The following is a 12,531-nucleotide window of genomic DNA, read 5'->3' on the forward strand; positions in this document are numbered from 1 at the left end:
ATTTTCTGAATATTTTATTTATATAAAAAGTGCCAAAAGAAAACGGATTATAATCTCAAAAGTTCAATTAGAAGATCGTTAATCCGTTAACAAATTAAGTCGTTCAACAAATCAAGTTATGAAGAACATATAGGCCATTTTAGAATTCCGACAGATTCAATTAAAAAGATCGTAACACAAAGATTTTTCCAAAAGACATGAACCAATTTACTCTTATATAAATGAAGAATATAGCAAATATCTGGGTGATTGCAGCCAGATCAACGGTAAAGAATCGTATATCAAAATTAGATGTAAATTTGCTTAGAAGAATCCATTTTAATCAGGCGTGTAAAAATGGATTCTTTTTTTATGAACTATAAGGATGCCATGATTAACTATTTTATTTAAGTAATAAAAGATGTCATCGAAGTCAATTTTATTTTGACATTGAAATTAAATTTAGTTTTTGATGTCCATTTATAGCTTTTTCGTCTCACTGTTATTAGTATGCTTTTCACTGATACATAACTTCCTATAATTTATATTATGTAAACTAAAATTATTTGGCGTGGAGGAGAGCTTGGATACATCAACTACCCAAATAATGTATAATGTATATTGTACACTTACGAGAACTTCGGGTCTATTATTACATGAACCTCGGGTCACCCTATTTTTGTACTAAACATCTCGAATTCATTACAAGAACTTCAGGTCTTTAAATTGCTACACCATCACAATGAAAAGCAGCAAAATTATTTTTAACTCTTGCTGCTTTTCATTGTGATTTCTATACAGGCTGTTTTTATTATCGAACTTTATGTTGTTCTGATAGTAAATTAGGTATCGTTTTCATATTATTTAGTGAAAATGTTTGCTTTGTTGCTTCTAAGTACAAGGACAACTAGTTGATACACATTTACAAAAATACACGAGAATATCATCGATTACATTTATAAACTAGACAAATTATAAACTAGACAAAAATGATATTGCATTACTAGATCTATTCCAAACAATTTTAGCTGATATGGATTATGCAGAATTCAACGATAAAAAATTAAATGAGGTGAGATTTTTTTATCAAACTTTATTACAAATTATCAATCTTTATTATAAATGATCAAACTTTTTTATAAATCTACATTCTGAATCAAGTGGGCTTCAATTTCCACTAATAAAATGTAAACCTTTGTAAAATACAATTCCACCCAATTAAAAAAGTGGCATGACAAGATTCACTTCATGCCACTTTTCATTTGCCCTTCTGAATCAAATATATCTTCACTCCTTAATAAAATGTCACTGAAAACTATGGGAGATCAAAAAAACAAGGTCTAAATCAGGACGCAAACCACAAATTCTCAAATGAAAGTATAATGGGATTTTGCCTTTTAATAACACAAAAATCCCCGAATAGGTCCACTATTCGGGGATTCGTTCATAGTAAGGTTCACCGTGATAATTTAATAGGTACAAATCACGTGATTTGTACATACAAACTGGCGTATAAGAGTATTCAGCTTACTATCATTTAATAATCTATACTCGATTTAGTTCCACAAAATTTTCTTTAGAATAGATAATTTCACCATCGATCATAGTTAGTTCTACTTTTAAATCTTTAATTTGGTCTGGGCTGACATTTAAAATGCTGTCATTAAGGACTACTAAATCGGCTAACTTACCAACCTCGATGCTCCCTTTTATATTTTCTTCAAAACTCGCATAAGCACCATTCCAAGTATATAGTTTTATAGCCTCCATAACACTTATGCATTGACTGGAACCAATAACCATACCCGACTGGCTTTTTCTATTAACAGCAACATGAATTCCTAATAAAGGGTTAATATCAGTAACTGGCGCATCTGATCCACCTGCTGCTATGATCCCCTGGTCAATATAATCACGGGCAGCGTACATATGTTGAACGCGATCACCGTAATGCCTTACATAAATCTCTCCGAATTCATACGGAAATGGAGGATTTGGAATCGGTATAATTTCAAGTTTTTTCATTCTTTCTTGTAAATCTGGCGATGAGATTCCCGCATGCTCAATTCGATGGCGATGGTTTGTTCTTGGTGATTCCTCAATCGCCTTTTCCACACAATTTAAATACATTTCAATGGCTTTATCACCTTGTGCATGTACAGTGAGTTGATATCCTTTTTTATGTGCTTCTCCTAAAACTTCGTAAATTTCTTCCTCACTTTGATATAGAATGCCATAATTGTTTGGGTCACTGTCGTATGGCTTACGGGTCGCAATGGTAGGCCCAGTGCTACTTCCATCTGTAAACATTTTTGCCGGTCCTACTTTAAATCTTTCATCTCCTGTACCAGTTACTACACTAGATTCCATCATTTTACGGACAAATTCTTGGGAGTTATTTATCTGACATATCATTGCGTATACTCTGACGCGAATATCCCTGCTTTTCACAGCCTGTTGCAGTATGCGGAAACTATCAGGTCCTTGTCCTCCAGCATCATGTACACTTGTTAAGCCCGAAGCAATGAAATGATCTGATGCAATTTTTACAGCCTGTCTTTGTTCATCTTCTGTATGTCTTGCAACATCGCTCATTTCCATATTTGCTGCTTCAATTAATTTTCCTGTCAATTTCCCTTCAAGATCTCTTTCAATAACTCCCCCGTCAGGATCTGTTGTATTTTCGTTTATTTGCGCTAGTTCAAGTGCTTTACTATTTAAAACACAGATATGGTTACAAGTACGCGATATCATAATTGGATGTTCTACTGAAATAGCATTCAGTTCATCGATTGTTGGATACCTCATTTCCTTTACAGCGATTTCATTGAATCCAAAAGCCCGTATCCATTCACCCTTAGGCGTCTCTAAGGATTTCTTTTTCAAATCATCTAATAAAACCTCAATGGAATCGATATGCTCAGCTTTACAATTTATCGCCAACTGATTCAATCCATAATACGTTAAGTGAATATGAGAATCTATAAATCCAGGAAGAAGTGTTTTTCCTTGCAAATCGATGACACTCGTTTTTTCACCCATAAAACTATTAACCTCACTATTTAAACCTACAAAGATAATGCGATTATCTTTAACAGCTACAGCTTCTGTTACTGTATTCTTTTGATCTACTGTGATTACTTCTCCATTAATAAATACAACTTCAGCTTCCACTTTTGTTACTCCCATAGTACACCTCCAATATTTATTTCAAATCAATTTCTTGGTTTAATATAAAATTCTTTTTTACAAGGACAGGACAATCCCATTCACAGACAAGATCTTTAGCTAAAGAAGCTACCCATCCCTTCGTAAGATGATATTTTTTTTCGTCAACGGTAATGAACACTTCTCCATCTGTTACATAGAAAACCTCTTGTTCTTCTAGGTACCACATTCCTTTATCCGTTTCACCTACCCATGGTTCCCACGTATCAACACTTAGTTGTTTAGCTTCTTCCTCTGTTACTTCTTTCGCAAAAAACATTTTTAACATCCCTCTTTCGTTTGATAGATTAGCAGAGTTCTATAAACTTAGCTTATTCGTATTCATTTCTTTTAAATATTTGAATTCTTTATTCGCACTCATTCCATTTAAATATTTAAATTCTTTTCTTATAAAATAAAGGGCGATGAGTACACCAGGTATTTCTGCAACAGGGGCTGAGTACCAAACACCTTCAACACCCCAGAATTTCGGAAGTATAAACATTAACGGGATCATAAACACTATCATTTTACTTACTACAATAAATGTTGCCGTCCAGTTTCGCTCCTGTGCTTCGAAATAGCCAGAAATAAGCGTATTAATCGCATTAAATGTAAACAATAAATTAAAGACGATAGTTGTCCAAACACCTAGTTGATGTAATTCTGAATCTCCGCTGGCGAAAAACGCCACTATTGGATCCGCAAAAATGATAAGCATAGTAGTAGAAATTACAAAGAATATTGTCATAAAAATGAGTCCGAACTTGATGGCTTCTTTAACACGATCAAAATTACCAGCACCGTAATTATAACTAATGATTGGTTGAAGTCCTGTCATTCCACCGAGCGCTGCTAAGGCAAGCAGGTTTGTAATATAGCCGTTTTGAATAGTGAAAGCGGCTACGTGCAACCCACCACCGTGTTCTTGAAGTAAATTATTCATGAATATTATGGCAAAAAACATCATAACTAGACCCGAGAAAGAGGCAAATCCCGTCCAAGCCACTTCACCGATTTTTTTGAGTTGAATCTTAATATCTTTCATTTTTGGCTTCAGTTTTGTTTTACCAAACCAAAAATATAATATTAGTAGGGCGGGAATTGATTGAGCAATTGTGTTGCCCCATGATGACCCCATCATCCCCATGTCAAGTTTCGTAACCATTACCCATTCTACAACTACGGCAACAACAGCAGCCACTAACCAACTGTTCATGGATAATATAGGTTTTTCATCGATAGTAGTTAAAATACTAAGTACAACAGCTAATATCGTTAATGGCAGTGAAATCCATAATAGGCGGCTGTATTCTATCGCATAAGGAAGAGACTCACTGCTCGCACCAAATAATAGCATCAATTCTTTTTCAAAGATCAATCCTAATACAGCTATCAAAGTAGAGACGAATAGTGTGAACCATAGGGTTTGCCCCATTATTGATCTACTTTCTTCTACCTTCCCTTTACCTAGTCGGAGAGAAATAACTGCTCCTGCTCCTACTCCAAAAAGAATCCCTACCATACGAGTAATAACCATGACTGTGAAGCCAATTCCGATCCCTTCAATTTCTAAAACCGAAAAATAGCCGACGAAATGACCATCAATAAGGGTAAAAACACCCAGAATCAAGTTAGCCATGATTCCAGCTAAAGCAAACCGAAAATACAGTGAAGGAATACTTTTTGTTCCTAGTATTGAATCCTTCTCCAAGTTATTTAATACTTCTCCTTGATCTTTCTTTAGAGAAGGGCGATTTTCTTTATCCCCCATAGGCATATCCCCCTATATATTCAATTTTATTAGCAAGTTAACTCTAATTTTCATACCAACCTACAGGCTTAGCTTTCTGATGAATATTAATCTGCTTCAATTCCATAAAGTGTTCTAGTCCAGCAACACCCAATGATCTGCCAATTCCACTTTGCTTATACCCTCCCCAAGGGCTATCAATATAAGCTAAGTGATAACTATTTATCCAAGTAATTCCTGCCCGCAATTTACTAACCACACGTCTTGCGCGATCCATATCTTCCGTAAATACAGCAGCTGCTAATCCATAAATGGAATCATTCGCTTTTTGGACTGCTTCTTCCTCATCTTTAAATTTCTCTACAACAAGAACTGGACCAAAAATTTCCTCCTTAACAATACGCATGTTCGAATTTACATCTGCAAAGATCGTTGGAGCGACAAAAAATCCTTTATCAAGCCCATTTTCCGTTATGCGATTACCACCGCATACTAATTTTGCGCCTTCTTCAATTCCAACTTTAATGTATTGTAAAACCTCATTCATATGGGACTCACTTGTAAGTGCCCCCATTTCAATGACCTCACTTTCCCCATTGCCAATTACAATTTTGTTTGCACGTTCTGCCAATCTCTCTACAAACCTATCATAAATAGTCTCATGTACTAGTAAACGTGAAGCGGCTGTACAAACCTGACCCGCATTGTGGAAAATGCCGAACATTGCATTTTCGACTGCCGTTTCAAAATCCACATCATCAAATACTATCAGTGGTGATTTCCCCCCCAGTTCAAGCGTGACATTTTTCATATTGCCAGCAGCAGCTCGCAATATGCTTTGTCCTACTGTTGTTCCGCCGGTAAGGGTTACCTGATCAACTTCAAAACTCTCAGCAAGCTCGTTCCCCATTTTGGATCCAGGTCCTAAAATCAAATTGGCCACACCTGCAGGAAGACCGACCTCTTCGAAAATTTCAAATAATTTGTATGCGCTTACAGGAGTGACTTCAGCAGGCTTAAGTACAACTGTATTTCCTGCGGCAAGGGCCGGAGCAATAGACTGAGCAGCTATCATAAGTGGAAAATTCCATGGGACAATTAAACCACAAACACCTATCGGTTCCTGAGTAATAATCGTTTCCGAAGAATCCTCGCGGTTATAGGATTTCTCTTTAATAAGTTTAATCTGGTCTCCATAATAGCGGAAGATTTGAATAGTAGCGGGAATATCCACATTTGTCGTTGCACGGATAACCTTACCGTTATTTTCCGTTTCCAAGAGTGCTATTTCTGCCGCCTTTACTTCAAGACGATCTGCTATCTTATAAAGATAAATCGCTCTTTCATCTGCTGATAAATTTGACCAGATGCCACTATCAAACGCTACACGAGCTGCCTTGATTGCCAATTTTGTATCTTCTACTGTTCCACTAGCAGCCGAAGCCATTACCTCTCCAGTTGCTGGATTTAAAATGTCTTTTCTTCCACCTGATAACGATTCTCTCCATTTCCCATCAATAAACATATCAATTTTCATTTGTATCTCTCCCTTATCTAATTTTATCTAGCACTTTGAATCCGATATGTGCGAGGTTTACCAACATCGTTTTTTGATTATAAAATGGGATTGTTTTTAAACGTTCCTTTTCAAAACGATATCCTCCTGCATCTCCCGTAACAATCCATTGAGCCAATAACTTACCGAACAAAGTGCTAAGCGATGCTCCATGTCCAGAATAACCTGTTGCAAAATAGGCACCTTCTTTAGATCTACCTATAACCGGAAAAGTGTCCATAGTTACTCCAATAAATCCACCCCATTGGTAATCGATCTTGCTTCCAGCCAATTTTGGCATAGTTGTAACCATAGCATTATAAACACTCTGGTAGACGCTATCTCCTAAGTTGGGTCGGATATCCCCCCCTCCAAAAATCATTCGATTGTCAGGTGTACGACGGAAATAGTATAAAAAATTGCTTGTATCGAAAACCATACGATCTTTAGGAATAACGGCATTTAACAGTGCTTCCGGAAGCTGTTCTGTAGCAATAATACGTGCTGAAATAGGGAGTACACCTTTGTTTAACTCATTTACGATTTTCCCGGAGTAGCCATCTGTAGCCACAATAATATCCCTCGCAGTAACAACCCCATTTGCTGTTACAACTTTCACACTTGATTGGTCATATTCAATTGATAGCGCTTTCGAAAACTCAAAGATTTTCACACCAACTGATTTAGCGGCTTCTGCCAAACCAATTGCATAGTTCAACGGATGGAATGAGTAGCTTGAATTGTCAACTAAGCAACCATGATAAATTGGAGAATCAATCTCTTCATGTAACTGACTTTTATCAAGTACACTTGATTCATATCCGAAATTTTTATTTAAGTATTCGCTTTCAGCTTTCAATCCTTCAAAATGTTTCGCCTTGAAAGCTGTTACAATATGACCTGTCCTTCTAAAATCACAGTTAATTTGATGCTCTTCTATAATTTCTTTTACTAGCTCAACACTAAATAATGAAAGATTATTTAGTTGTTCCGCCTCGACAGACCCATATTTTTTAGAAAGCTCCTGCATTGTTGGTTTATAGCCTGGTAAGACCATTCCACCGTTACGACCGCTAGCACCATATCCAATCGATTCTTGTTCAAGCACAATAACGCTTCGCCCTAATTTTTGTAAATGATACGCAGAAGAAAGACCTGTAAATCCTGCGCCAATAATAACGACATTTGCCTCTTGATTTCCTTCAAGAGAATTCTCTTTTTTATAGCTGTTTTCAGTCGCTTTCCACAATGAAAGCGTATCCATTCGATCCATTTTATCCATATAGTAATTCTCCTTTGTTGACTGATATGTTACAATTATCCTAACAATATTCAGATTATTTAAACTTATTAGAGCTATCATAATATTTGGAGCTGACTCAAGGTCAATAGTCTTTTTTTCACTTTTTAGACACATTTCAAAAAAAAAGTGGAGTAACTCCACTTTTTTACTGGGGGGGAATCTATGAAAATCGGTACATTTGCAAAGATTTTCGATGTTTCAATCGATACTGTTCGTTATTACATCGAACTTGGTTTGTTACTTCCAGACAAAAAAAATACTCAGTATCAAATGAATCAATCGAGCCACGATGATATGACTTTTATTGCTAAGCTAAAAAAGCTCCATTTTTCACTGCTAGAAATACAACAAATTCTATCGTATCAGCGTGTTACAAATTTCATGGACCATGAAGATCTCGTCTACTACAATACCTTGCTAATCGATAAAAAGGACCAGTTAGTCCAGAAAAAAGACGAGTTATCAAAGGCAATCCAATTAATTGATAAATCGATTCACACCAAAAATTCTGCGTCCGAAAAGGAATATTTAAAAGGTGTCCCGCTATCCTTTGTAAATATTCTCTATTGTCCAAAGTGCCACATCCCACTTGAAATAAAAGATGTGTCGATTATTAATAATTCCATTCAAAAAGGTTATTTAACTTGTATTTGTGATTACGAAGCAGTTATTGAAGAAGGTATTATCATCACCGCTAACTTGTATGAGATTTCTCCATACCCGTCCTATTTTTACGACATACAAACAATTAAAGAGATGAATCACGGGATGATAAATTTGTTTGAAAAAAGTAACTTTTGGTTTCAAAAAACACTGCAAAATATAGATTTGAAAAACAAATTAATTGTGGAAACCAACATCGATGCTTTTGTGACACTACCCAAATTTAGTGATAATTTTGACTTGAGTGCATCCTATGTATTCAGTGGCTACTCACTTGAGATGCTCAAGAAGGTTAGAAAAAGGATTGAATGTATCAATCCTTTACTTAACGTACTTTATATTTTGAATTCCGATTTAAACCTGCCATTAAAACCACTTAGTATCGATGTTTTTGTGGACAGTTTTACAACAAATGATTTTTCATTACTCAATCCACAGTTTCCTATACCAATTCTAAAAGACCGTTTCCACAGCGATTCAATTATAGTTGGGGGTTACTCTTATTACGAAAGTTCGTCCAATTCATTGAAAAATATTTCATCCATATATCCAGATTCTCACCAACACATTTTATATCCAAATTACATAGAGGAGAATTTATTAGTCAATGGCTATCAAATAACACAAAGCGATAATATCGGTTATTGTACAGATCCTGGACCTTTTTTTGATTATCATGTTAAGGGTGAAAAGTTCCACATGTTAATGTATTTAGCCCGTTCGGTAATGTAGAAGATTATAAGAATATCATTGTGACCGTAAAGCTAATAACGGCACCCGTTGTATTGATTAAGAATTTTGGAATCCACCCTTTCGGTTTTTCGCGCAGCCATTTAACCATCATTCCCGATTGAGACAAAGTAAAATGGAAGGAATACTCCAACTGCTTAAAGTGGAATAAGATGCTCTGTTTCTGCCTGAAAAGCAAAGATTAAAATGATAGAAGCAATTCCAAGTATGATGATCCCATTTGAATATCCTAACCGGTCTCCCCTCATCAGAAACATTCTGGGAATAAACTTATCTTTTGCGAGATTAACCGCCAACAATGGGAAAGCAGAATAACCAGTATTTGCAGCAAGTACTAATATCAATGCTGTAGTTCCTTGAATAAAAAAGTACATGAAATTTCGTCCGAAAGTTTCTTCAGCAATTTGGGAAACAACGCTTACCTTTCCACTTGACGCAATTCCGTAATAATAGGCTAAAAATACGATTCCTGAAAACAATATGGCAAGCAAGGTTCCCATTGCCATTAATGTTTTAGCAGCATTATTGGGAGCTGGGTCTTTAAAGTTAGGAATGGCATTCGATATGGCTTCAATCCCTGTTAAGGCAGAGCTTCCTGAAGCAAATGCCCTTAACAGAATAAATAAACTGATTCCCGCCACTGGTGTACCAATTGGAGTGCGTAGTTCGGGCGAAACTCCTCCTGTTAGAATATTATAAATACCCACCCCAATTAATATTAACAACGCTAAAATGAATAAGTAAACGGGGTATGCTAATATTGAAGCAGACTCCGTTACTCCTCTTAAATTCAAAATTGTAATAAAAATCACAAAAGCAATGGCAATTTCTACATTAAAGCCATGTAAGGTGGGAAAGGCAGATGTGATAGCATCAGTACCAGCAGACACACTTACAGCAACAGTTAATATGTAGTCCACCAATAGAGAACCTCCAGCTATTAAGCCTGGATTTACACCTAGATTACTTTTTGAAACTACATATGCTCCACCCCCATGAGGATAAGCAAAGATGATTTGCCTATAAGATAATATCAGAGCTGTTAAGAGAATTATTACCCCAACTGCGATAGGAATTGAATACCAAAATGCTGCTGCACCGACCGTAACTAATACTATTAAAATTTGTTCAGGACCATATGCCACGGATAACAGAGCATCAGAAGAAAGAATCGCTAATGCTTTTGTTTTGTTAAGCTTCTGTTCTCCTAATTCATTGGATTTCAAAGGTCGTCCGATTAAAAGCCTTTTTATGGATGAAATCATTAATTACTCACCGCCTAAATAGTGTGAATGGGTTATATTTTCCCCTATCAACAGTCATTTATCCAAAAAGAGCAAAATTTTTACATGAATAAAAAAAATGTCTACAAGTCAGAGTTAGTAGACCTGAAGACACATCACTTAACAATATAAATTTATTCTGTCTATGCAAATTTTTAGACCCTTAGTGAGCCGCGGAAGCCCCTTGCAGCATAGTAGGATTCTGCTCCATTGTGGTACACAAAGACAGTTTCATAGCGATAATCACAAAAGATGGCCCCACCGAGTTTTCTAATATTAGCAGGTGTTTTCACCCAGCTCGACGTTTTTATATCGAAATTTTCAAGTTTCTGAAGCTCCCGGTATTGTTCTTCTGTTAAAAGTTCAATGCCCATGGCAGTTGCCATATCAATAGCGTTATTTTCTGGTTTGTGATTTTTCCTTGACTCCAGTGCTTCACGGTCATAACAAACACTTCTGCGACCTTTAGGACTTTCCACTGAACAATCATAAAAAATGTATTCGCCCGTGTTTTTATCATGGCCAACAACATCCGGTTCACCGCCAGTTCCCTCCATTTCATTGAGCGACCACAGTTTTTCAGTATTAGTTTCGAGCTTAGCTTGTACTTTAGCCCATTCAAGGTCTTTATGGCGGTTCATGTTTTTCTCAAAACGGGCTTTCAAAGTCCTGAGTATTTCCTCACGTTGTTCTAGTGATAGCTCGTTATTTTTCTTTGTCATATTAGTTTCCCCCTAATTGTTTTTACTCAAATTGTTTAAGGATTAAATTGCGCCGTTACGCGTTTTTAATTAAATAATATTACCACTAGAGCAATCTCCTTCGATAGTAAAAGGAGTGTATTATCTCTAGATAGTGTTTGAATGAATATATCTTTCCCATAAATCTTTAACATTTTATTATATGCACCTATACTATTTCTTTTCAAAAACAAAAAATGGATTTATGAAATTGATTCAATTAATAAATTCTTTGAACTTTTAACTAGAAAATCATTATTAACTAACACTATAAAGCATAATAGAATATTTGATACGAATCATACATATATTGATTTTAGTATTTCATTAAAACAGAAGTCTATAATTATCCTAATGATGGAATTATAATATAAGAAAAAATTATCTATAAAGATTGGATGATGACAATTATTGAAAAATCGGTTCTTGCTATGGTTATATTACGTGTATTGTCTGGAAGTATTGAAGTAAGTGCTGGATTGTTGATGCTAAAGTTGAATAATTTAGAAAAAGCATTCTATATTAATACAATGCTTGCATTGGTTGGTCCAACAGTTTTAATCGTAACGACTGCAATTGCATTATTTGGACTAGCTGATAAAATTCCTGTGGCGAGAATCATTTGCCTATTTACGGGAATTACACTTATTCTTATTAGCTCACATATTAAGTAATAATAAAGTATTCTTAAAATAATAATAAAATTCTTCAATAAGAGTGTTTTGCAATGGATGTTAATTACATTATTATAATAGGTAAAGCTTATAGATTATGATTTTCCTATTAATGTTTCTTTGCAGTTACTAGAAATTCTACTTTGCTGTAGCGTTTGACGACGCTGCGTTTTTTTATGTATAAGTAACCTCTACCTGCACAAAATTAAATTGAGTGTATCGCACGCACTTATTCGGTTGTGGCGTTGGTTGACCGTCACATCCTCCCTCATTCAGGGTCACCTTAACTCAGTGACCCTTTTATAATTTCTATTCTCAGATTGTTTAGTAACATTACACTGCATCAGGTTGTTTTCTACTTGAAAAAAGAATGAATCTTTAAAGCAACTTCTTTCGACTTAACATCGATCGACAACATTTTTTCGACCTCTACCTATATTGGTAAATAAGTTCCTCTATCTTTGTTTTTGTCAGTGTATTCTTCATCTTCCCAGTTCCATAATCCCCTTCAAGAATATCTCCTTAATTTGTGAAACATCAGTGATATCCCAACAATCTTAGTGAAGTACTATACTTAAAGTATTTTTAGTGAAATAAGTAGCGATAGTTCTTCGGTCAAGACTG

The 12,531-nt window shown here is 35.5% G+C and carries 8 protein-coding genes and 1 pseudogene; 2 read left to right on the plus strand and 7 right to left on the minus strand.

Annotated elements, in window-relative coordinates:
• Positions 1-1,524: 1,524 nt before the first annotated feature.
• Genes AC1DCY_RS04705 through AC1DCY_RS04725 form a run of 5 tightly spaced genes read right to left on the minus strand, consistent with a single transcriptional unit; the run spans position 1,525 to position 7,776 of the window.
• Positions 1,525-3,153 carry an amidohydrolase gene (locus tag AC1DCY_RS04705; RefSeq protein ID WP_477347943.1) on the minus strand — a complete coding sequence of 543 codons (1,629 nt, stop codon included), beginning with the start codon at positions 3,151-3,153 and terminating at the stop codon, positions 1,525-1,527.
• Positions 3,154-3,184: 31 nt separating this feature from the next.
• Positions 3,185-3,466: a cupin domain-containing protein gene (locus AC1DCY_RS04710; RefSeq protein WP_477347889.1), complete on the minus strand. Its 282-nt coding sequence runs from the start codon at positions 3,464-3,466 to the stop codon at positions 3,185-3,187.
• Positions 3,467-3,505: 39 nt separating this feature from the next.
• The gene (locus AC1DCY_RS04715) at positions 3,506-4,960 is read right to left on the minus strand and encodes an MATE family efflux transporter (protein WP_477347891.1); all 1,455 of its coding nucleotides are present in this window, start codon (positions 4,958-4,960) and stop codon (positions 3,506-3,508) included.
• Between the two features lie 43 nt (positions 4,961-5,003).
• On the minus strand, positions 5,004-6,476 hold the full coding sequence (locus AC1DCY_RS04720) for an aldehyde dehydrogenase family protein (protein ID WP_477347893.1): 1,473 nt from the start codon (positions 6,474-6,476) through the stop codon (positions 5,004-5,006).
• A 13-nt stretch (positions 6,477-6,489) separates the two neighbouring features.
• Positions 6,490-7,776, minus strand: coding sequence for an NAD(P)/FAD-dependent oxidoreductase (locus tag AC1DCY_RS04725; RefSeq protein ID WP_477347895.1), 1,287 nt, complete (start codon positions 7,774-7,776; stop codon positions 6,490-6,492).
• Between the two features lie 183 nt (positions 7,777-7,959).
• Between AC1DCY_RS04725 and AC1DCY_RS04730 the strand changes: the two genes are divergently transcribed.
• Positions 7,960-9,192 (plus strand): MerR family transcriptional regulator, encoded by a 1,233-nt coding sequence (locus AC1DCY_RS04730; protein WP_477347896.1) that lies wholly within the window; start codon positions 7,960-7,962, stop codon positions 9,190-9,192.
• Positions 9,193-9,202: 10 nt separating this feature from the next.
• Here AC1DCY_RS04730 and AC1DCY_RS04735 read toward each other — a convergent pair.
• Both AC1DCY_RS04735 and AC1DCY_RS04740 read right to left on the minus strand, forming a co-directional pair.
• Positions 9,203-10,475: pseudogene (locus tag AC1DCY_RS04735) on the minus strand (APC family permease); the annotation flags it as partial.
• A 173-nt stretch (positions 10,476-10,648) separates the two neighbouring features.
• Positions 10,649-11,215, minus strand: a complete 567-nt coding sequence (locus AC1DCY_RS04740; protein WP_477347898.1) for a DUF4256 domain-containing protein — start codon at positions 11,213-11,215, stop codon at positions 10,649-10,651.
• Positions 11,216-11,631: 416 nt separating this feature from the next.
• Here AC1DCY_RS04740 and AC1DCY_RS04745 point away from each other — a divergent pair, with 416 nt between their 5' ends.
• Complete coding sequence (locus tag AC1DCY_RS04745) at positions 11,632-11,907, plus strand: YqhV family protein (RefSeq protein ID WP_068984284.1); 276 nt, start codon at positions 11,632-11,634, stop codon at positions 11,905-11,907.
• The last annotated feature ends 624 nt before the right edge of the window (positions 11,908-12,531 follow it).

The sequence above is a fragment of the Lysinibacillus sp. 10T31 genome (genome assembly GCF_056394365.1).

Excerpts from the sequence above, each read along its gene's own strand:
- AC1DCY_RS04710 (WP_477347889.1), bottom strand. The coding sequence starts at position 3,466 with ATGTTTTTTGCGAAAGAAGTAACAGAGGAAGAAGCTAAACAACTAAGT.
- AC1DCY_RS04715 (WP_477347891.1), bottom strand. The coding sequence starts at position 4,960 with ATGGGGGATAAAGAAAATCGCCCTTCTCTAAAGAAAGATCAAGGAGAA.
- AC1DCY_RS04720 (WP_477347893.1), bottom strand. The coding sequence starts at position 6,476 with ATGAAAATTGATATGTTTATTGATGGGAAATGGAGAGAATCGTTATCA.
- AC1DCY_RS04725 (WP_477347895.1), bottom strand. The coding sequence starts at position 7,776 with ATGGATAAAATGGATCGAATGGATACGCTTTCATTGTGGAAAGCGACT.
- AC1DCY_RS04730 (WP_477347896.1), top strand. The coding sequence starts at position 7,960 with ATGAAAATCGGTACATTTGCAAAGATTTTCGATGTTTCAATCGATACT.
- AC1DCY_RS04740 (WP_477347898.1), bottom strand. The coding sequence starts at position 11,215 with ATGACAAAGAAAAATAACGAGCTATCACTAGAACAACGTGAGGAAATA.
- AC1DCY_RS04745 (WP_068984284.1), top strand. The coding sequence starts at position 11,632 with ATGATGACAATTATTGAAAAATCGGTTCTTGCTATGGTTATATTACGT.